Genomic DNA, 20,162 nt, shown 5'->3' on the forward strand with positions numbered 1-20,162 from the left:
GTCCCCGGATAGGGTACGCTCATCGATGCCTGTCATTGCGTATTCGCAAACTTAAACTCGTGCGAAATTGCCCCTTGGAGCCCCGCTGATGACGATATTCAGCCGACGTGACGCTTTGAAATTTTCCGCTGGTCTGACGCTTGCCGCGGCTGCAGGTGGTTTCTCGTGCGTTGAGATAGCAAGCGCGGCGCCCATTGAGGTGCCTACGATCGACAGGCTCAGCGTTCGTGTGCTCGTCGACAGCGCAAGCGATGTTTTTTTCAAACCTCAGGCGGTGGGTGGAGTCAAAACTGAACCAGGGCGCTCCTCCGACCCGAAGCGGCCGCTGCACAGCGAGTGGGGGCTTTCCCTCTATTTGGAGCCGGAACGCGGAGACGATAAGCGCACGTTTCTTCTCGATTTCGGTTGGACCCCCGAGACGATCAACGGCAATATGGAATTGCTCAAGGTCGATCCATCCCGAATTGACACCCTGATCATGAGCCACGGTCATTTCGACCATTGGGGTGGGCTGCTCGGGTTCCTGGAGAGGCATCGTCGAGCCTTGCCTGCCGACCTCACGATGTACGCCGGCGGCGAAGACAATTTCTGTCAGCGATACGTGAGGATGGGCGCGCAGAGCGAATTGAGCGACTTCGGCATGCTCGATCGCCGCGATCTCGCCAAGCAGAATGTGAAGGTTGTCTTGTGCGAGCAACCGGTGGTGATCGGAGGCCTCGCATTCACGACCGGCAAGCTCAAGCGCAGCAGCATCGAAAAGGTGCTGCCGAACTCGCTCGTGGAGTTCAAACTGAAAGATGGCGCCGGCTGCAACGCGAGCCACTATCTGCCAGCGGAAATGGAAGGCAAGATCGTGCCCGACGAACACATTCACGAGCACGCCACCTGCTTCAACGTCAGGGACAAAGGACTTGTTGTCATCTCCTCTTGCGGCCACGTCGGGATCGTCAATTCGGTGCGGCAGGCCATGGAAGTGTCCGGGATTGAAAAGGTCCACGCGATCATGGGAGGTTTTCATCTTGGACCTGCCCCGGCCGATTATTTGAAACTTGTCGTTGGCGAAATTGCGAAGCTGAATCCGGATGTGCTGATCCCGATGCACTGCAGCCGCCTCAATTTCACCGAGGAAGCGATGCGGCAGATGCCCGGCAAAGTGCTTACCACGACAACCGGCAGTCGGATTACTTTCGGGATCTGATGCGGTCAATGGTCGTCATGCGGGGACTAGCGATCTTGATGGCCGGGTGCCTCATCGCCACCAGTGGCGTTGCGGCAGACAACCAGCCGTCCGCGGCGCAAATGATGGACGACCTGATGTATGGCCGCGGTCAGATCGGCGGTCCGTTCTCACTTGTCGATCAGACCGGCAAGTTGCGCAATGACCGTGAATTTCGCGGCAAGCTCATGATCGTGTACTTCGGTTACACATTTTGCCCGGACGTCTGTCCAGGTGATCTGCAGGCGATCACTCTGGCACTGGATCAGCTCGGTCCATTGGCGGCCAAAGTACAGCCTGTTTTCATCACCATCGATCCAGAGCGCGACAATGATGTTTTGGCGCAGTACGTCTCCGCCTTCCATCCCACTCTGATCGGCCTCACCGGCACACCCGACCAGATTCGCGAAGTCGCCAATTCCTACAAGGCGTTCTACACCAGGGTGAGAGATGATCGTACGGGCGACTATTCGATTGACCATGCTGGCGTGATTTACCTGATGGGGCGTGACGGAAGATATCTCGGCTTCATGCCGCCGCAAATTGCGCCCGATCGTCTTGCCGAGGTTCTGCGCAACCACCTTGCGAATTAGTATGGAACGAGCCCAGCACCTGACGATCGAGTATTTGACGAAGTCATTTTCGAGGAGAATTACATGCCGGAGACGATAGAAGCCTTGTTGTGGTGTGCCGCGCGCGCGACGTGGCTTATGATGTTCTTCACGATCGTCAGGAAAGGCGTGAATGAAATCTTGGGCAGTGTTCGCAGGAGAATGGGTAGACAAGCTAAAGTCCTTCGCTCACCCTTCGGGCAAAAGTCGCGCGAAACTTGGCGCCCTGAATAGGGCTGGAAGGTTCGGCATGAGACGGCGAGATTTTATTGGTTTTATCGCCGGGACGGCCCTTGCATGGCCGCGTGCCATGCGCGCGGAGCAGAGGGGCAAGACGATAGGTGTCCTGGGTGCTGCGTCTGCGGCGGCATGGGGGCCCGCAGTGAAGGGATTTGAACAGCGTCTGCGCGAATTTGGCTGGGTTGATGGACGCGGCATGACCATCATTTATCGGTGGGCCGAAGGTGATAGCAGCAGGTACGCTGTGATCGCCGACGAACTGGTGAACATGAACGTCGATGTCATCCTGACGGTAGGCAGTGCGGCAACCAGAGTCATGCAGGCGACGCGTACGATACCGATCGTACTCGCGGCTGCGGTCGATCCTGTCGCGAGCGGATTTGTCGACAGCCTTGCGCATCCAGGCCGGAACGTGACGGGTCTCTCTCTGCAATCGAGCGAGATCGCAGGTAAGCGACTACAAATCCTGCGCGAAGCGCTACCGGGATTGGCACGAATGGCGGTTCTTGCGAATTCCGGTTACGCGGGGGCTGCCCGAGAGATGGCGGCAGTTCAGGAGACCGGGAGGGGGCTCGGGATCACAGTTGAAAGCGTTCCAATTCTTGCGGCGAACGACATCGCACCGGCAATCGCATCGTTGAAGGATCGGGCAAATGTACTCTACGTATGTACGGATTCGTTGGTCATCTCCAACTGGCGGAGCATCAACGCTGCAGCGCAGGCCTCGAACATAGGGACGATGTGGGGTGCACGCGAGTACATTCGGTCCGAGGGGGGGGTGGTGGCCTACGGTCCCAACGACGTCGATCAATTTCGGCAAGCGGCCGACTATGTCGACAAAATCCTGAGGGGCGCCAGGGCGGAAGACATTCCGGTCGCGCAACCCACCAGGATCGATCTATCGGTAAATCTCAAAACAGCAAAGGCATTGGGCTGGACCATTCCCGAGCCGCTTCTTTTTCGAGCCGATGAAGTGATCGAGTAACATCGAAATGATCACCGCATATGCCAATACTTGCCTCAAAGGCTACGCGATGGGGGAGAGCGCGCGCAAGAGCGTAGCTCAGAAGATGCCCGGAGAGACAAGGTGAGCACCTACATTCTCGTCGTTGACGATGAGCCGGACGTCGAAAGCATGTTTCGCCAACATTTCCGCCGCGATCTGCGAGCGAGCCGGTTCGCGATGGCGTTTGCGACTTCGGCGCGGGCGGCACTTGAACAGGTCAAGGCCATCGCCGATCCGTCGCTAATACTGATCCTGTCGGATATCAACATGCCGGGAATGAGCGGGCTGGAAATGCTGGCGGAAGTGAAGGCGGCGCGACCCAACGTGCCGGTCATCATGATCACCGCCTATGGTGACGACGATACGAAAATGAAGGCGGCTAAGCTGGGAGCAGCTGGCTTGTTGACCAAACCCATCGATTTTAGCCTCCTTCGCCATGAGATCGATCAGCGCTTGGACAGCGCGTCGTAGTGTCTCGCTCCTCTCTCACGACAAGCGCGGATAGAAGCAAAGTTTTCCGGATCTATCTAGCTCAGGAGAGCTAGGCTTATTTCGTCTTGGGTTTTTTAGCATTGCTCATTTGTGTCGACCGGCGCGACTTTTACAGGAGGCCATTTTGGCATTGTTCAGGAAAGTTTCGTTGCATGCGTTGACCCTGCTGGTAGTCGCGGTTTCCGCAATTGCCAATGGCTTCACGCAGAGTGGTGTTGAGTTATCCGCTGCCAGAGCGTCCGATGGGCTTCCAACTTGGGCCTTCTTGTGGGACCCGACCGTCCAAGTACCCCCGCCCAGCGAGATGCCCATTGTGCTTCACGGCAGCAATGCCACGTTCAGTTGGAAGCAAGCGCGGGACCTTTTCGTCGCGCTTGACTGGCATCCGGACGCGCATCCCGCGATGCCGGACATTGTCGCGAACGGGCGCAAACCCGAAGTTCGCGCTTGCGGATCATGTCATCGTGTTGAGGGCACTGGTGGTCCCGAGAACGCAAGCCTCGCCGGTCTGCCAGTTGCCTATTTTGTCCAGCAGGTCGCCGACTTCAAAAGCGGAGCGAGAATAATGTCCGGCCCCGCGAGGCCTTCCACGCAATTTATGTTGGCTTCGGTCAAAGGCCTGACAGACGCCGACATTCGTGCCGCGGCGGAATATTTCGCGGGGCTGAAGCGCAAGTCAATCATCAAAGTCGTCGAGAGCGAAACGATACCGAAAACAGGACCATCGCGCCTATTCTACGTGAAGAGTTCGGCTGGAGGAACCGAATCGCTCGGCCAGCGCATCGTGGAGATGCTGGACCAGGTCGATCAGTTTGAACTGCGCGACTCACGAGCGACATTCACGGCTTATGTCCCTGTCGGAAGCCTGGCGAAGGGAGAAGCACTTGCGAAGACCGGTGGATCGGGAGCGACGACCGCCTGCAATCTCTGCCACGGACCGGAATTGAAAGGTCTTGACGCCGTTCCAGCGATCGCAGGGAGATCGCCAACCTATATCATGCGTCAACTCTACGAATTCCAACGCGGCAGTCGATCAGGAGGCGCAAGCGCTCTGATGAAACAGACTGTCGACAAGCTTTCGCAGGAAGACATGATCGCCATCGCTGCTTACGTCGCCTCGCTTGATCCATGAACACTGAAATTTTCAGTGCATGCGCCGTCGGTTTGCTGCGGGCCCCTAGCTGTCGAGGTGCATAGCGCGAGCGCTCCAATCTGCTTATGCTCTACCAGTTGCCTTTTGCTAGGATCGGACATGAGGCGTCGGGAGTTTTTGGGCATTGCCAGCGGTACGATGACGTGGCCGCTCATGGCGCGTGCGCAGGCACCCGGTCGAGTGCGACGCGTGGGCGTGCTGCCGACGGGTTACCGCCAGGCGGACCCCGAAGGGCAGGCGCGCATCGCCGCATTCGTCGATACCCTTAGCAAGCTGGGTTGGAGCGATGGCCGCAACATTCGCGTCGAGGTCCGCTGGCCGAGCGCCGACATTGACCAGATAGGGGTGGAAACGACCGCTCTGGTCGAGACGGCGCCGGATGTCATCGTGGTCAGCAGCAACGCTGCCCTATCCGTTCTGAAGAAGCTGGATAAGGCTGTACCGACCATTTTCGTCCAGGTCTCCGACCCGGTCGAGAGCGGATTTGTTGACAGCCTTGCGCATCCCGATGGCAATATCACCGGATTTCAGAATTTTGAGCCGGCGGTTGCCGGCAAGTGGCTGGGGCTACTGAAGGAAGTCGTCCCAGCACTCCAGCAGGCGGCTGTTACAGTCTACCGGGATACAGCGGCCCATTCCCGATTCTTGAGCGTAGCCCAGGCGGTCGCGCCAACGCTTGGCGTTCGTATCTCCGCCATCAACATTGACGGGCGAGATGATCTCGAACGCGGAATCATCGAGTTTGCCGCCTCCTCAAACGGCGGTCTGATCTTCCTGCCGCATCCTCGCACCATAGATCAGCGTGTCGCACTCGCCGATCAAACCATTGGGCTTCATTTGCCGTCGATCTATCCTTTCAGCTATTTTGCGGTCGACGGCGGCCTGATGTCGTATGGGTTCGATCAAGTCGAGCAATGGCGAGGCGCGGCCAATTACGTCGATCGCATCCTGCACGGCGCCAGGCCGGCCGATCTGCCGGTGCAAGCCCCAACGAAGTATGATCTTGTGATCAATCTCAAGACTGCAAAGGCGCTAGGCTTGACGATCCCGCACTCGCTATTGGCAACTGCCGTCGACGTGATCGAGTAGCCCGTTTCCCCTCGTAAGCCGTCATGTTTGCATCTGGCCCATCGCGATCTCGGGGAATGTCCGCTTTTGGGCGGTGACCGGACATCACTCGGCGAGCCGCTTAATGAGTACATGACCTAACTGATAAGCTTTGGTCGCAAATGGAGCCAGTTCGAACGCTGATAATGAAATTGCCGAAAGCTTATCAGTTCAACACTCGAAACCAATTGCAAAGTTCCGCAAGGATTGATCTGGAAGCCGAGTAAATAGCATTGCTAACTCTGTGCAACTGACAGGGTTTCCGGTCATTCGCGCATTGGTGGTTGATGATACTTCGAGCGAGTGCGAGGCAGTCGTTCCATCCACCGGTTAAGCGCATCGTTTGTCTGCTGCGCTTCATGGACGATCCAATTTCGTAAGTTGACGATCCCAGGCTCGTCCTTTCTAGATTGGCGGCAGGAGAGGAAAAATGACGGACCATCTTCCACGACGTGAGGGACAGGCGTGATCAGGCGACCTGACAAGACGTCGTCTATATTGTAGAACATTTCGCCCAGCGCGATCCCTGCGCCCGAACGGGCGGCTTGATAGGTCAGAGACAGGCTGTCGAGCTTCCAGCCCCCCGTCAAGTCTATTGGATCGCCATCGCTCGATCGAAACCACGCATTCCATATGTGCAGCTCACGAGCTGGCGGAAATGCGGATCAAGCCGATTGCAGGTATGATCCAGCTCGAGTAACGACCCGCTGCTTCGCAGCGCAGCATCCGGCGCGAGCGGTCTACCCCCTTTGCGCCACGTTTGGGCTTGATTTGGTAGACAACCCTACTAACCTTGAAGTCGAAAATTGATTGCAGTGACCGAATTGTTTGCCAGTGCGCTCAGATGATCATGACCAGACCGCGTAGGTTGCCGTTATTCATCGTGGGGACCACCATTGTTTTTTAGGAAGTGATTGCGACCACGCCCGTCGGGAGATGGACGATGACTGAAGAAAGAATTGTTCGTTTGCGAACCAACAGAAACAACATTGATCGATATCGGCGGCTGCTGAAAACGAATCTAAGTGAAATTGAGCGGCAATACCTCGAAAGGCGTCTGTCCGAAGAGCAAGCAGCAATGGAAATGAACATGGAGCGCAGTTGAGCGGGCTAAAAATGACCGTTCGGCCACCATTGTCGGGATCCGACCACAACAATGACCCCCCGACGATCTAGCACCTCGGGATCATTCATGATTATCAAGCGGAGTGCTCGCCGTGGCCTTCCCCCTGCGCTTCGCCGACGGTTGCTGGATAGGTCATCAAAAAGGTCGAAGGAGTGTGCCCACGCCGCGTTGATGAGTCGTGGTTCGTGGCATAATGCGTGAGCTTCACCGACTCTTTTTTTTGCTAAGATTCCACTAGCTTTTGCGGCGACGGAGCTTCAGAGTTTTCAAATTAATTTCTGTGTTGTTAAGGGGGACATTGCGATGGTGAAATCAGTCGTTTCCCGTGAGGCTTTTCGTGGCCTGTTTGCTCTTTATGCAGCGAGGGCTCACCACGATCAGCAGCACGATGGTGAAAACCGGTTATTGCAGCTGTTCGTGACAACCAAAGACGTTCCTGACTATTTACTCGAGCTATGGTCAGACCCAACGCAGCTGTTCGGCTCCGAAACTGTTGGCACCGTACTCGGTCGGCAGGCCCGCCAGATCGCCGATGGCAGCGCACATTACGACCACGCCAGCAACTTTCTCCATGCTCTCCTTAGAGACGTAGGTCGAAACGCGCACTGACGATTCCGTCCCGTTCCTCATGGCAACGCTTGCCCCGTTTGGGAAGCGCCGCACGTGAATGTGTGGGTGAAGCGGCAACAATTGTGGCGTTCATGTCTATTTACGATCCATTGCGAATGAGGCTGGGGAACGTGCGGGGCCCAGACGTTCGACTTACATTTGCGGAAATCGAGGCAATTCTCGGACGACCGTTGCCCGCCTCCGCCCACAAATTCAGTGCATGGTGGGGAAATGAAAGCTCCCGCAAAGCCGGTCACACGCAATCCAAGGCGTGGCTTCTCGCCGGCTTTGAGGCAAGGGTCTCTCTAACGCGCAAAGCGGTCGAATTTCATCGAGCCTAACGGTCATCGCTTGCGCTCTAACCCGCGGTTTCGAGAACGCTAGTCAAAGCTGCTCTTTGCAGATCCGGATTGTCGCATCACCGCTGAATTCCGCTTAAGCCGTTTTCAACCCTGCTTCTGAAGAGCTTCATCACCCGGGTGTTACGCGCCGCGACAAGGCTGGACTTACCTTGAGTCAGATGGAATCGGCAGACGTTCGACGGCCAATAGGCGCTCGACGTTTGGCTGCGGCCGGCTAGCCGGGCCGATCGTTCAGCTCGACGCGGCCCGTGGTGTTGAAGGCGCGTGGTCGTCACCAAAGCTCATACTTGAAGCGCGATGGTGTGATCCGGAGTGGCGAGCGGCCGCGTGGTGCTGGGATGGTATGACGATGATACCTTCGCGATGATGGACCGGAGCGCGGGTCTTGTTTTGCACCCACCCGGTCCCGCAAAGGTACGTGGTGTGCGTCGGCGATGTGGCGACGGGCTGTGGATATTGTACCCGCATCTCGCGCCAGACTATTGAAATTGCAATGAATATCTTGGATTGAAAATTCGTGGGGCCGTTGCGGCGCAATTAGGTGCCCAAGGTTTCGGCACAATAATCCCTTGGTTCGGCCCAATCGAACCGAGATTCCTGCCTCAAACGTAAACATACGTTCATCCGCAATGAGACGTCGGTTGCGCTCAGACTTACGGGCGCTGGGGGCATTCAGCACAATAGGGGAATCGATTTGGCAACACTACACTACACTGCAGGCAACAACATCAGCGCGCAGGGCACGTACGCTCCAGCTGCGGCAGGCTTCAACTTGGCCGACGTCTCGTCGGTGAGCGAGCTGAATGCATTGCCGGCAGGCGTGCAGGGGATGATCTACCTTGATCAGGGCAGCGGCGTCACTCAGAGCTTCATTGATGCAGTGAAGCCCTACATCGGAAATCCGAAAGTCTTCGGCTTCTACCTCAAGGATGAGCCGGATCCCACGGGACAGTACAATACGCTGGTGACGGCGGCCAACCTCAAGGCTGAGTCGGACTACATCCACGCCAACGTTCCGGGCGCAAAGACCTTCATTACCATGATGAACATGGGGTCTTCGGAAAATCCAACTTACGCGAACACCTACAACCCGACCAACACCCACATCGATCTGTTCGGCATCGATCCGTATCCGGTGCGGTCGGACATGAGCACGGTCGACTACAGCATGATCGACAAAGCCGTGGCCGCAGCCGAGTCCGCGGGGATTTCGGCGGACCACATCGTTCCGGTGTTCCAGACCTTCGGCGGCGGCAACTGGGCCGACGACAGCGGTGGCCATTATGTGATGCCGACGGCCGCGCAGGAACAGACTATGCTCGCTCATTGGGCGGCGGCTGTTCCAAATCCGGCCTTCGACTACGCCTATGCGTGGGGTTCGCAGAACGGCGACACGGCACTCGAGAGCTCGTCAGCGCTGCAGAGCGTGTTTTTGCAGCACAACACCGGCACGAGCACGACGCCTCCGGCCGGAGGCACCAGCGGTGGCTCGACGGGCAGTTCTGGCGGTAGCACGACACCCGTGACCGGTTCGAGCGGTGGCACAACCACTGGCTCGAGCGGCGGCACAGGTACCGCTGCGGGCGGCGGTACGACCACCGGTGGCACGACCACGGGCTCGGGCAGCGGCAGTTCGTCCGGTGGTTCGACATCGACGACGACCGACAGTCACCATCACCACCATCACGGGCTCGATTTCTCGCAGCTTGCGACGAGCGCAACGACGGCCTCGCCGGCAGTCGTCTCGACGGCCACAATGTCGACCGCGACTGCGAGCGTAAGCAGCGCAACGGATACCACTTCTACCCACACGGATGCCGCGACTCATCTGGCGGATCTGACCAGTCAGCATACTGACCATCACGCGTGGCACTTCTGAGTTGAGGGACCGTTTTCGTTAACAGAGACATACGCGGGGCACGCCCCGCGTATGAAAATTGCCTAGGGGATCGCTTGCTGTTGCAGTGATCGCGATCCGGGTGCCATTCTGCGCGAGGCGGAATGTTGGAATGCGAGCGCTTGCGCTCGATCACATGCAAATTTCAACTTCTTGCCGCTGCCCGTCCAAGGGCTGCCCGGATACGCACATGTACGCTACGGCAAAGGTTTCCGCGCTCGCGGATGGGTTCCGTCAGATACGTCCTGGCCTGCTTGCGGCCGGCGGACTATCGATCTTCATAAACCTGCTGGTGTTCGTTTCGCCGCTCTACACAATGCAGATTTACGACCGCGTGCTGACCAGCCGGAACGGAATGACCCTCCTGCTGCTCTCGCTGATCGCGCTCGCGGTATTTGTCAGCTACGCGGCACTCGAGCATTTTCGCAGCCGGGTCCTGGTGCAAGTCGGTCTCCAGTTCGACCAGCTCCTTTCCGGGGAAGTCTTCGAGACCGCGCTCGGCCATTCCCTGAGCACGAGCAGCTCGCATCACGTCCAACTGCTTCGTGACGTGGACACTCTGCGCGAGATCTTGTCGGGTGGTGTGATCACGTCATTGATGGACGTGCCGTGGACACCGATATTCCTGGCAATATGCTTCCTGCTCCATCCTTTGATTGGCCTGGTCGCTCTGACCGGTGCGGTTGCCATTCTTTTGCTGGCCTTCCTCAATGAGCGTGCCACCAAGGCGCCGCTCATTGCGGCCGCGTCGAAAAACCTTCATGCCCTAGACCGACTGACATCCTCGCTACGCAACGCCGAGGCCATCCGAGCGCTTGGAATGGGACCTGCCGTGCGCACCGCCTGGAGCTCAACACATGGCGAGGCACTTCTCGACGGCGCCCGGGCGGGCGAGCGCGGAGGCACGCTGCTTGCGATCTCCAAATTCCTGCGGATGGCTCTTCAGGTGTCGATCATGGGGGTCGGCGCCTACCTCGCGATCCAGCAGGAGATATCGGGAGGCGTTCTGTTCGCGGCATCGCTCATCATGGGGCGGGCGCTCGCGCCGGTGGAAGCAGCCGTATCGCAGTGGAAGGCCCTCGTCGTCGCGCGTACGTCGTATGCGCGGCTCGACGCCGCGCTTCGGAATCGGGCCGCAGAGCGCCCGCCAACCAGGTTGCCGCCACTGGCTGGGGAGGTTTCGGTCGAAGCCGTCACAGTGCTCGTACCCGGATCCCAAATGCCGGCGGTCGCGGATGTGTCTTTCCACTTGGCCCCCGGCGAGATCGTTGCAGTGGTCGGACAGTCTGGCTCCGGGAAATCGTCGCTGGCGCGGGCTCTTGTCGGCTCCTGGCCCGTCGTTCGCGGTTGCGTGCGCATCGATGGGAACGACACAAGGCATTTCGACCCCAATTTCCTTGGGCAACGCCTGGGGTATCTTCCGCAGGACGTCGAGCTGTTCGCCGGCACGGTGCGCGACAATATCGCTCGCTTCCGCGATGACGCGACGGATGAAGCGGTCGTCGAGGCTGCGCAATTGGCGTCCGCGCATGCCATGATTCAACGGCTTCCGAAGGGCTATGATACAGTCATCGGCGATAACGGGGCTGGTCTTTCGGGTGGTCAGCGGCAGCGCATCGGCTTGGCGCGCGCGCTGTTCGGCAGGCCCGTGCTGGTGGTGCTCGATGAGCCGAATGCCAATTTGGACGGCGATGGCGACCGCGCACTCGCAGATGCGATCCAGACGCTGCGGAAGGAGCGCGTGACGGTTGTGATCATCAATCACCGCCCCAACCTGCTTGCCCTGGTCGATAAGATCGTCTTCATGCACGAAGGACGCCTTGGGCGGGTCGGGACACGCGACGAGCTTCTTCCCGTGCTGCTGGGGCAAGCGGTCACGCCGATGCATCGCGATGCTCGAGAGCCGGGTGAGCGCCGTCACCAAGTCGAAGGTCATCATCGCGCCGACGGCGCTCCCCTCAACGTGCCTCTTTCGAAGCCGGCGCGTCCAGCTCACGCGACGAGGCAGTGATGGACAACATGATGTCGGTCAAAGAGAACACGCCTCAACGTGAATTTACTGCGCTTCTCAAGCGCTTGAGCGCGAGCGATAAGCCTCGCGCGAGCCACATCCTGCCCGACGCCATCGCCAACTTGCGGTCACTGGCAAGGCGGCTTCCTCGTCTTGCGAAGGCCATTGGACCGATGCTTTCGCATTGGGGCTCGGGGCGAGACCCTGGTGGCCCGTCCGGCGATTGGCACACTCCAGCGAGGCGGGGCTTCGCCATCGTGTTCGTCACATTCGTCGTGTTTGGCGGTTGGGCCGCCCTGGCCTCGATCGATGGCGCCGTGGTGGCCACGGGCTCGGTCGTGGTCGAGAGCGACAAGAAGGCCGTGCAGCACCTTGAGGGCGGCATCGTTCAAAGTCTGATGGTGACCGGCGACGCTCATGTCGCAGAAGGACAAGTCCTGTTGCGGCTCGATCCAACTCAGGAACGGGCGAAAGAGGAGATTGCGCGCTCGGCTGTTTATTCGGCGGTCGCCGAGGAGGCGCGCCTCCAGGCCGAAGCCGACGGGAGCAACAAGATCACGTTCCCCGCCGAGCTGGCTCAGACGGCCTCGGATCCATCGGCGCAACGTGCGATGGGCGATCAGAAGCGGCGCTTCGACGAACGACGCGCTGCACGAAAAATCGAGATATCGATCCTTGAAGAGCGTATCGCGCAGGCGCAGCGCCAGATCGAGGGAAGCAATGCGCAAAGCAAGGCGTCGCGCGCGCAGTTCGATAGTGTGAGCCAGGAATACGCCAAGCTCAAGCCGCTCGCCGATCAGGGAATCGTTGCTTTCGCACGTGTCGCTACTCTCGAGCGCAGCAAAGCCGAGCTCGACGGAAAGATCGGCGCCTACGAGGCCGACATCGCCCGCTATGGACGCGTCATCGACGAGTCGCGGCTGCAGATCGACCAGGTCGGACAGAAGGTCCTGGAGGAAGCGACTGCCAAGCTGGCTGAGACGAGGGCGCAACTTGGCGATGCGCGCGAGAAGCTGCGGGTCGCCGCTGACATTCTGACCCGGATGGACGTGCGCGCGCCGCGCTCCGGACGTATCGTGAATTTGAAAGTCCACACCGTTGGTGCCGTGATCAAGCCCGGCGACGTGCTGATGGAGGTCGTGCCCGACAATGATGTGCTCGTGGTGGCGGCAAGGGTCTCGTCCCTTGACATCAATCATGTACAGGTCGGGCTGCCCACGGAAATCCGGCTTCCTTCGTTCAAGGCGCGCTCCACTCCGATCGCCGTCGGCGAAGTTCTCTCGATCGCAGCTGATGCGGTTCGCGATGAAGCGACGCATCAACCTTACTATGAGGTCAAGGTCTCGGTGCAGGTGGCGCAATTTCCCGAGAAGATACGCGAAAAGCTCAAGCCCGGGATGATGGCCGACGTTCTGATCGCCACCGGCGAACGCACTGTTCTGGCCTATCTGACGCAACCGATGACGGACGCGGTACGGCGCGGCATGCGGGAAAACTAGCTGGCTCAAGGAGCGATTGAACAAGCGGACCGGTCTTTGGTCAGATGGGGAGGTTGCTCAGGAGTTCGGCCAGTTGCAGGCTTTCGCGAGCTTGCGTCGAACCGAATCCAGGCCGGTCAACTGAAACGTGCTTTCGTATGGCAGAGCCTTTCCCGCGTAAACCCTGATCAGGAGCTGGCCGCCCTCCGGCATTGAGCGCAACAGTCGAACGACGTCACCCTGAAAGGCAAGGCTTTTGCCGCCTTCTGTAGTGCGCCACCGCTCTTCGACGGATGGCTGGTCGTTGATCTGGTACACGACCTTCACGACGCTGTCAGGGGGTGGCTTCCAGGAGGGCGAGGTGGATATCATCAGCTCGGTCCGACTGGCGCGACAGTGGATGGAGAACGAGGAGGGCGATTCCTTTGTCGCTGGGCGTCCCATGGTCTGCGCCTCGATCTGTGGCTTGTAGTCCACCGGTGAAGTCGTCTCGCTGATGATCCAGCCCTGCCCCAGCTGTGCCGGGGTGGTCGGTTCTGCTGCCTCTCCAAGCAACTCATCGACGCATTTCAGGCGTTCCATTCCTTCAAGCCGGGCACATTTCTTCAACTGGTCGGTGGCATCGTCCGCCTGTGCGCAGGTCGGTGGGCCCAGGATTGCTAACGTAATCAAAGCCACCGCACCTATGCCCTTCATCGAGACAGTCCCACCGTCGCGCCCTGTGAGCGATCGAGCCATTCCTGTGCTGGGCCGAACCGGGCGAGGCCGGGCACGTTGGCGCGGAGGCTCACGTCTTTCCATTTCGGATCGAAGCCGGGGGACTGCAGCCGGTCGAGCCGGCCGAACAACTGATCCACGAAGCGGGCCATGCGCACGTAGCGGTCGGATTGTTTCGGCCAATTGTAGCTCGCGAGAATGGTAGGAACGGCGATAGTCGAGATGCGTTCCCCCTGCGGCACGAGGCTCGGATAGTCCGCCGAGTTGATCGCAGACGGCAGATAGTAGTCCTCGAACCGCGAGTCGTACTCGACTGGCAGAAACTTGTACCCGGGCTCCCAACGTCCCTTCAAAAAGGCATCGACCGGCTTCGATGTGATGAACACAACCGCCGCGATTTCCCCGCTCTTCATCTGCTGCAATGCGACCTGATGGGGAATGAACATCTTCTCGACGTTCAGCCCTAGCCGGCTGAAGATCAGCGGACCGGAATAGGCGGCTGCTGTTCCTTGCGTATTGAAATTGACCTTCTTACCCTTGAGGTCATCGAGCGACTTGATCTCGGGGCGCACGAAGACGTGCAGTTCGGCAGGAAAAAGATTGAGAATGTAGACGATGCGCCGGTCGATCGACGGGACCTGGGCCTTGTACTCGTCGAGGGCGTCCGTATTGATGATCGCCGCATCCACCCCCCGCAGATAAAGTAGAGCATTGACGTTCTCCGTCGCGCCGGTCGTCACGATCGGGATGACGTGGAGCTTGTCTTCTTCGTTGACGACGCGGGCGATCTCCGCCGCAAGTCGAAGCGGAGCACCCTCGATGAGACCGCCTGCAAGCCCGACGGTCCAGGCATTAATGCGCTCTTTTGCGATCATGTCGGCGTTCTTTGCCGGTGCCACGACCGGCGTTGCGGGTGTCCTGACAGACTGGGCGTTCGCCGCCATCTGCAGCCCGACCAGCGCCGATAAAACTGCCGGCGCCAACTTGATCATGCGCATGTGTCGTTCTCCGTCGTCTGGCTGCTTCGAGATCTGGTGCGGCGCTAATTCAGCGCCTTGATGCGCTCCTCTGCATCGTCAATGCCGCCGGCCTTTGCTCTTTGATACAAGTCGCGTGCCTTGGTCCGATCGCCCGCGACTCCGCGTGCATGCCACGATTCCAGCACGGGCGGATCATAGGTCTCCGCGAGCATGAAGGCGGCCTGCGCGCTGCCACGGGCAAGAGCCAACTCCAGCAACTGGCGAGCGCTGCTGATGTCGACCTGCCGGAGTAACGCAGTCGCCCGCGCAAGCAGCCTCTGCTCGTCTGCGAGGGCGCGGGGCGTCGCGCTTGCCGGAGCGGAGCGCTCCGATGCCGCGGCGACCTTCGAACCCGGATCTGCGGGCGCGTCGCGATTCGGCGTTTGCGCCTGCAATGTCGATGAGCCAAGTTTCGAGGGAGGTTGTGGGTTGGAGGTGACCGTCCAAGCGGTGTCCTGCTCGCGCGAGCGACCCCCTCCCTCGCCGTTAGGAGCGAGATCGGGCGCACGCTCCTGCGCAGTCTGTTCCGGCGGCCGGCCTGTGGAAGCGTTTGTTGCTGCCAGTTTTCCATTGGCTTCCTCGACCTGCGCCCTGGCCGACGCAAGCTCGCGTGCGAGACCGTCGGCGCGCTTGCGCTCACTGGCGAGGGCATCGTTCTGCTTCGCGGCCGTCGCGTTGAGTTCCGTGACCCTGAGGATTTCGGCATAGGCAGCGGCGAGGCCCGCGGAACGTTCCTCGACCTCTTTCTGCGCAGAGGCCAGTTCGCGAAGGAGAGCTTCGCTCTTGTCCCTCTGTCTGATCGCTGCCTTCTTGTTCTCGGCCTGGGCGGCATCGGTGGCCCGCGCGGCGTCTCCGGCGGCGGAACGCGCATCATCACGTTGGTTCGTCAGCGACACCGTTTCGCGTGCGAGCGCGTCTACTCTGTCTCGCTGCTGGCCCAGCTCGCGTTCCTGCGTCTGCCTCAGCTCGGTCTCGGCTTTGCTGGCCTTCATAGCGGCGGCTTGCGCGGCCTCGAACTCGGCTTGGACGGAGGTGAGCTGCTTCACGGCGGCATCTGCTCGATCTCGCTGTTGCGCGAGTTCTTTCTCCAGGGCGAGCTTCTCTTCGGCGGTTGCTTTCGCGCCGTCTGAGGCCTCGGTTCGAGTTGTGTTGGCCGCCGTCCGCAGGGCACCCAGTTCGGAGGCAGCGGCATCCGCCTTGTCGCGTTGTAGCTTCAATTCCCGCTTCATGGCTTCTGTTTGCGCGGCCTCGGCAGCGGCAGTTTTGGAGGCTTCGGAAGCTGCCGCCCGTGCGGTTTCGAGCTCAGTCTTAAAGGAAGTCAGCTCGGTGGCGAGCGCGGCGGATTTTTCGCGATGCTGCTTCAACTCACGCTCAAGAGCTTCCTTCTGCGCAACCTCTGCGGCGATGGCCTTTGTGGCTTCTGTCTCGGCGCTCCGCGCGACGTCGAGGTCCGATCGGAGCGACGCAAGCTCGGCCGCGGCGCTGTCTTTGCCGCTTCCAGGTGCGACTATCGGCTCTTGCTTGGGTTCCGCTGCGGAGATCTGCATCGCCTTTGAGGCTGCGATCCGGGCCGTGGCGAGCTCCGCCCTGAGGAACGAGAGGTCTCGCGCGAGATTGTTCACCTTGTCCCGTTCCAGCTCAAGGGCGTGAGTTTGCCTGATCCCCAGCTCAATGGCTCCAATCGCATGCGCGCGATCGAGTTGGACGGCATCGAGCTCTGCTCGGACACTTGCCAGTTCACGTGCGAGCCTGTCGGCTCGATCACGCTCCTGTTCAAGCGCCTGGTGCTGCCTGATCCGTTCGGCGTCGACTGCCGGAACGTCGAACTCGATAGTGTCGAGCGGGCCGCCATGCGCCAATCCGACACAGAGTGCCAGGAGGAATGTCGCCGCAGCAGCTGTCCGCGCGAAATCACCGCCAAGCGATCGGCCCTGTCGGAGAGGACGGGGAACGCCGCTCAGCGAGACAATCATTTCGTGCGCAATTTCCTGTAACCCCATCGTGACAGCTCAGATCTGGCCCTAGTCATCTTGTCGTTGGGCGTCATCAATGACACCGCCTCGGTTGGCGCTCTGTCGATGTGGCAGTATAGGTAGCCAAAAGGAGGTAGAGGCGCGCCGTTCCGGGAATAAAGTAGATCGTCTGCGCTGCTGCTGTGCATTCCTTGACCAGCGCAGCCGCTCGCAACAGATTGGACGGGCCAGCCTAGGCTGCGCGTGTTCCGCACAATTCAGGGGAAGACAGCATGAACAAGACAATCGTCGTTTTCGCCAGTCTGACCTTCACTGGCGCGTTTCTGGTGAGCGCGATCCAGACTACTTATGCTTCTCAAGCTGGAAGCCTTAAGCTGAACGCTAATGCCAAGATGATCGTCAGTCCCAAGCGAGCGCAGTCGCACCGGCTCGTCGTCCAGGTCGACGTCAATGATCCGGCGCTCATGAACCTCGCGTTGAACAACGTCAGCAACACGGTTCAGCACTACTCCGAAATCGGTCAGAAGGTCGAGGTCGAGCTGGTGGCATTCGGACCAGGGTTGCACATGCTGCGAGACGATACCTCGCCGGTGAAGGCACGCATCAAGTCCATGAGCGAGACCATGCCCGAGGTCTCGTTCTCCGCATGCGGAAATACCAAGGAAAATATGGCGAAGACTGAAGCAAAGGAGATTCCACTTATATCGCAGGCGAAGGTCACCAAATCCGGCGTGGTTCGGCTGATGGAGCTGCAGGAGCAGGGCTGGAGCTACCTGCGCCCCTGAAACGGGCTCGGCCGTCGCGTCGTTGTGGTGCGCCGGCGAGGTACGAAATCTCAACCGGACGGCGCCTCCGCACGGACTTCCGGTCGCGCCGTGGCTTTTTCCTTGCGGTTAGGCACGAATACCGCAAGGACACCGGGCAGCAGTCGCAGAGACCGGAAAACGAAGAAAGCCATGGCGATGTGCCAGATGATCAACGCGGCCGAGCTGGCGATCGCAGCGCCGGTCAGTCCAAGCCAGTAGATGAGTGCGACGCTGACGAGGATGTTGGTCGCAGCGCTCAGGGTCAGCAGAACGGCAGCCGCCCGTTCGTGCTCGGTCATCGTCATGATGAGCAGCAAAGATCCGAACGCCGCTGAAATTACCTGCCCCAAGAGGAGGATGTGCAGGGCGGGGGCGCCAGCCACAAAATCCTCGCCGAACCAGGAGAGAAGCGGCTCGGCCACGATGGCCAACCCGAGCGCGATGCCCACCGCGGTACAGAGGGTCCATAAAGCGGCCTTGGTCACGAGTGCCTGCAAGGTCACCCGGTCGTTCCTCGTGAACAGGCTTGAGATGGTCGGTGCGAACAGGGTGTTGATCGCAGTGCGGGGCAATGCCACCAGGAATGCGATGTTGAAGACCAGGCTATATATTCCGGCCTCTCTGGTGTCTCCGAACCAACCGAGCAGCACCACGCCGGCGCGGTTGAGGAGAGCTTCTGCCCCCGCGATGATCATGAACGGCACGGCGGTCTGCCGCCAACTTGAGGGCGCATATTGGGGCTCCGCCGCTCTGATTGCGTCCGGGCACAATCTACGAACGGCTTGGCTGGCGAGCACGAGCCCGACAACGGCGCCAACGACGGTCGCCATCATGATTCCCTGTGCCTCGATGCGCGATCCGAGCAAAAGACCGGCCACGACGACAAGGATCACAAGCAATCCGTCCCGCACCACGCGGTCGGGTATAAGTGCCGGCACAACGCCACCAAAAGCGCGGACGACCGAGCAGCGTATCCATAACAGCGGCAGAATGGGAATGAGAACGAAGCCAACCAGAAAGGCATTTGTCAATTCCGTCGAGAACGGCCTGGGCCAGATGTCGACAATGCCCGCCCCGATGAATGCGACCAAAAGGCTTATCGCAAGGGAACGTCGCTCCGCGTATTGGATGACGCCTCGTGCAAGGTTGCTGGCTCCCATGGTCTGATATGCGGACACGAAGCGCAGCAGTGCGATGTCGAAACCGAGCGCGCAGAAATATGCGAGAATGGTTATCCAGGCGATGACATAGGCGTAGACGCCGTAGGTGTGAGCGCCGACAATTCTGGCTAGCAAGAGCTGCGCACAGGCAGTTACGCCAGCACTGGCAACATAGATAGAGAATGCTGCAGCTCCTCCGACTACCACTCGTCTGATCCGCGCGTTACCGACGCCGCGCTCATGCATGTTCATTTTATTGTCCTTGCAGCCCTGGCTTTATCCAGCGCGTAAAATCCGGGTCGAAAAATGATTTAAGGAAAATGATTCAACAGGGAATGGCCTGAGATGTCCGCCTCAACATGTTCCGGTTTGATCGTGCCGCGCTTGTGTTGCTCAACGATGCTCACGATCTGCCGTTCCATCTGTTCGACGGCCGCGGCGAGAGACGCTTGATTGAGCGACGAGATGCTCACGACGTTTCGGCCTTTCCTGCGCAGCAATTTGTGCAGGAGATCGACGACGTTGCGTGAGTTGAGGCTGGTCTCCACGTCCAGCTCGAGCAGCCGTTCGATCTTGCCCCCGAGATGATGTCGGTCGCGGAGCCGCTCCTCGAGGAGCTTGGTCGGTGCGTCGAGGCGAATCAGGAGGTCTGGTTCGGGGACAAAGTCCAGCGCATACGAGATCAATGCCTCGTCTGCGATGCCGCAGAGGAGTGTCAAAGAGCAAATCGCCTGGACGAACGCTTGGTCGAACAAGACGATGTGCGCAATCGCAGATCTGCGAAACCATGCATGCGACAATCTGGACATATATTGCAGCAGCCGGAGCGAAGAGAGCGCGCTGGACGGTGGAAGGATCTTGATCAGGCCCAACGCTGTCCCGAGATCGCGTGAAATCCCCCGCGGTCGGAGCATCATTGACGCCAACTCCGCCAACGGACGCGTCAAGCGCCGTGCCGCGAACGATATCTTCCGAAGGGCCGATGTCGATGATTTGACGTTCTCGTTCGGCCAACGCTCCGCCGGCCGATGGCTGAGTATGAGGTCCACGGTGTAGTTACGTTCACGCAGACGTGCCGCAAGAGTACGTGCAAGAGTAGTCTTGCCGGCGCCTGGAGGACCGAAAAATTCGATGATCATATTCGTATCCAGACAAATGAACTGATTGAATTGGACCGTT

Annotated in this window: 18 protein-coding genes; 13 read left to right on the top strand and 5 right to left on the bottom strand. The window is 59.5% G+C overall.

Going from position 1 to position 20,162, the window contains the following annotated elements:
• Positions 1–88 precede the first annotated feature (88 nt).
• The 12 genes from ACPPVR_RS11725 to ACPPVR_RS11780 all read left to right on the top strand — a co-directional run bounded on the left by ACPPVR_RS11725 (position 89) and on the right by ACPPVR_RS11780 (position 13,329).
• The gene (locus ACPPVR_RS11725; RefSeq protein ID WP_426614375.1) at positions 89–1,198 is read left to right on the top strand and encodes an MBL fold metallo-hydrolase; all 1,110 of its coding nucleotides are present in this window, start codon (positions 89–91) and stop codon (positions 1,196–1,198) included.
• An 8-nt stretch (positions 1,199–1,206) separates the two neighbouring features.
• Positions 1,207–1,809 carry an SCO family protein gene (locus tag ACPPVR_RS11730; protein ID WP_426614376.1) on the top strand — a complete coding sequence of 201 codons (603 nt, stop codon included), beginning with the start codon at positions 1,207–1,209 and terminating at the stop codon, positions 1,807–1,809.
• Between the two features lie 268 nt (positions 1,810–2,077).
• Complete coding sequence (locus tag ACPPVR_RS11735) at positions 2,078–3,052, top strand: ABC transporter substrate-binding protein (RefSeq protein ID WP_426614377.1); 975 nt, start codon at positions 2,078–2,080, stop codon at positions 3,050–3,052.
• Between the two features lie 102 nt (positions 3,053–3,154).
• Complete coding sequence (locus ACPPVR_RS11740) at positions 3,155–3,544, top strand: response regulator (protein ID WP_426614378.1); 390 nt, start codon at positions 3,155–3,157, stop codon at positions 3,542–3,544.
• A gap of 169 nt (positions 3,545–3,713) precedes the next feature.
• Positions 3,714–4,697, top strand: coding sequence for a c-type cytochrome (locus ACPPVR_RS11745; RefSeq protein WP_426614379.1), 984 nt, complete (start codon positions 3,714–3,716; stop codon positions 4,695–4,697).
• A gap of 120 nt (positions 4,698–4,817) precedes the next feature.
• Positions 4,818–5,807: an ABC transporter substrate-binding protein gene (locus ACPPVR_RS11750; protein WP_426614380.1), complete on the top strand. Its 990-nt coding sequence runs from the start codon at positions 4,818–4,820 to the stop codon at positions 5,805–5,807.
• A 961-nt stretch (positions 5,808–6,768) separates the two neighbouring features.
• Positions 6,769–6,930, top strand: coding sequence for a hypothetical protein (locus ACPPVR_RS11755; protein WP_426614381.1), 162 nt, complete (start codon positions 6,769–6,771; stop codon positions 6,928–6,930).
• Between the two features lie 324 nt (positions 6,931–7,254).
• Positions 7,255–7,560, top strand: coding sequence for a hypothetical protein (locus ACPPVR_RS11760; protein WP_426614382.1), 306 nt, complete (start codon positions 7,255–7,257; stop codon positions 7,558–7,560).
• A gap of 116 nt (positions 7,561–7,676) precedes the next feature.
• Positions 7,677–7,901, top strand: coding sequence for a DUF7662 domain-containing protein (locus ACPPVR_RS11765; RefSeq protein ID WP_426616076.1), 225 nt, complete (start codon positions 7,677–7,679; stop codon positions 7,899–7,901).
• 793 nt (positions 7,902–8,694) lie between these two features.
• Positions 8,695–9,801 carry a calcium-binding protein gene (locus tag ACPPVR_RS11770; RefSeq protein WP_426614383.1) on the top strand — a complete coding sequence of 369 codons (1,107 nt, stop codon included), beginning with the start codon at positions 8,695–8,697 and terminating at the stop codon, positions 9,799–9,801.
• Positions 9,802–10,009: 208 nt separating this feature from the next.
• Positions 10,010–11,830: a type I secretion system permease/ATPase gene (locus tag ACPPVR_RS11775; protein WP_426614384.1), complete on the top strand. Its 1,821-nt coding sequence runs from the start codon at positions 10,010–10,012 to the stop codon at positions 11,828–11,830.
• A gap of 257 nt (positions 11,831–12,087) precedes the next feature.
• Complete coding sequence (locus ACPPVR_RS11780; protein ID WP_426614385.1) at positions 12,088–13,329, top strand: HlyD family type I secretion periplasmic adaptor subunit; 1,242 nt, start codon at positions 12,088–12,090, stop codon at positions 13,327–13,329.
• A 57-nt stretch (positions 13,330–13,386) separates the two neighbouring features.
• Here ACPPVR_RS11780 and ACPPVR_RS11785 read toward each other — a convergent pair whose 3' ends face one another.
• From ACPPVR_RS11785 to ACPPVR_RS11795, 3 genes are read right to left on the bottom strand one after another with little or no spacing between them, the layout of a single operon-like run.
• Positions 13,387–14,004 (bottom strand): hypothetical protein, encoded by a 618-nt coding sequence (locus ACPPVR_RS11785; RefSeq protein ID WP_426614386.1) that lies wholly within the window; start codon positions 14,002–14,004, stop codon positions 13,387–13,389.
• Complete coding sequence (locus tag ACPPVR_RS11790; RefSeq protein WP_426614387.1) at positions 14,001–15,023, bottom strand: TAXI family TRAP transporter solute-binding subunit; 1,023 nt, start codon at positions 15,021–15,023, stop codon at positions 14,001–14,003. Before ACPPVR_RS11790 ends, ACPPVR_RS11785 begins: the two co-directional genes overlap by 4 nt.
• 44 nt (positions 15,024–15,067) lie before the next feature.
• Positions 15,068–17,017 carry a hypothetical protein gene (locus ACPPVR_RS11795; protein WP_426614388.1) on the bottom strand — a complete coding sequence of 650 codons (1,950 nt, stop codon included), beginning with the start codon at positions 17,015–17,017 and terminating at the stop codon, positions 15,068–15,070.
• A gap of 272 nt (positions 17,018–17,289) precedes the next feature.
• Here ACPPVR_RS11795 and ACPPVR_RS11800 point away from each other — a divergent pair, with 272 nt between their 5' ends.
• Positions 17,290–17,802, top strand: a complete 513-nt coding sequence (locus ACPPVR_RS11800; protein WP_426614389.1) for a DsrE family protein — start codon at positions 17,290–17,292, stop codon at positions 17,800–17,802.
• Positions 17,803–17,852: 50 nt separating this feature from the next.
• Here ACPPVR_RS11800 and ACPPVR_RS11805 read toward each other — a convergent pair whose 3' ends face one another.
• Both ACPPVR_RS11805 and ACPPVR_RS11810 read right to left on the bottom strand, forming a co-directional pair.
• The gene (locus tag ACPPVR_RS11805) at positions 17,853–19,235 is read right to left on the bottom strand and encodes a lipopolysaccharide biosynthesis protein (protein ID WP_426614390.1); all 1,383 of its coding nucleotides are present in this window, start codon (positions 19,233–19,235) and stop codon (positions 17,853–17,855) included.
• Between the two features lie 59 nt (positions 19,236–19,294).
• Positions 19,295–20,122 (bottom strand): hypothetical protein, encoded by an 828-nt coding sequence (locus ACPPVR_RS11810; RefSeq protein WP_426614391.1) that lies wholly within the window; start codon positions 20,120–20,122, stop codon positions 19,295–19,297.
• Positions 20,123–20,162 lie beyond the last annotated feature (40 nt).

This window comes from Bradyrhizobium sp. McL0616, from assembly GCF_049993385.1.
GTDB lineage: Bacteria > Pseudomonadota > Alphaproteobacteria > Rhizobiales > Xanthobacteraceae > Bradyrhizobium.

Bases quoted from the DNA above. Each gene is read 5' to 3' on its own strand.
- ACPPVR_RS11800 (WP_426614389.1), top strand. From the start codon at position 17,290: ATGAACAAGACAATCGTCGTTTTCGCCAGTCTGACCTTCACTGGCGCG.
- ACPPVR_RS11755 (WP_426614381.1), top strand. From the start codon at position 6,769: ATGACTGAAGAAAGAATTGTTCGTTTGCGAACCAACAGAAACAACATT.
- ACPPVR_RS11775 (WP_426614384.1), top strand. From the start codon at position 10,010: ATGTACGCTACGGCAAAGGTTTCCGCGCTCGCGGATGGGTTCCGTCAG.
- ACPPVR_RS11765 (WP_426616076.1), top strand. From the start codon at position 7,677: ATGAGGCTGGGGAACGTGCGGGGCCCAGACGTTCGACTTACATTTGCG.
- ACPPVR_RS11785 (WP_426614386.1), bottom strand. From the start codon at position 14,004: ATGAAGGGCATAGGTGCGGTGGCTTTGATTACGTTAGCAATCCTGGGC.
- ACPPVR_RS11730 (WP_426614376.1), top strand. From the start codon at position 1,207: ATGGTCGTCATGCGGGGACTAGCGATCTTGATGGCCGGGTGCCTCATC.
- ACPPVR_RS11760 (WP_426614382.1), top strand. From the start codon at position 7,255: ATGGTGAAATCAGTCGTTTCCCGTGAGGCTTTTCGTGGCCTGTTTGCT.
- ACPPVR_RS11810 (WP_426614391.1), bottom strand. From the start codon at position 20,122: ATGATCATCGAATTTTTCGGTCCTCCAGGCGCCGGCAAGACTACTCTT.
- ACPPVR_RS11735 (WP_426614377.1), top strand. From the start codon at position 2,078: ATGAGACGGCGAGATTTTATTGGTTTTATCGCCGGGACGGCCCTTGCA.
- ACPPVR_RS11725 (WP_426614375.1), top strand. From the start codon at position 89: ATGACGATATTCAGCCGACGTGACGCTTTGAAATTTTCCGCTGGTCTG.
- ACPPVR_RS11750 (WP_426614380.1), top strand. From the start codon at position 4,818: ATGAGGCGTCGGGAGTTTTTGGGCATTGCCAGCGGTACGATGACGTGG.
- ACPPVR_RS11805 (WP_426614390.1), bottom strand. From the start codon at position 19,235: ATGAACATGCATGAGCGCGGCGTCGGTAACGCGCGGATCAGACGAGTG.
- ACPPVR_RS11795 (WP_426614388.1), bottom strand. From the start codon at position 17,017: ATGATTGTCTCGCTGAGCGGCGTTCCCCGTCCTCTCCGACAGGGCCGA.
- ACPPVR_RS11790 (WP_426614387.1), bottom strand. From the start codon at position 15,023: ATGCGCATGATCAAGTTGGCGCCGGCAGTTTTATCGGCGCTGGTCGGG.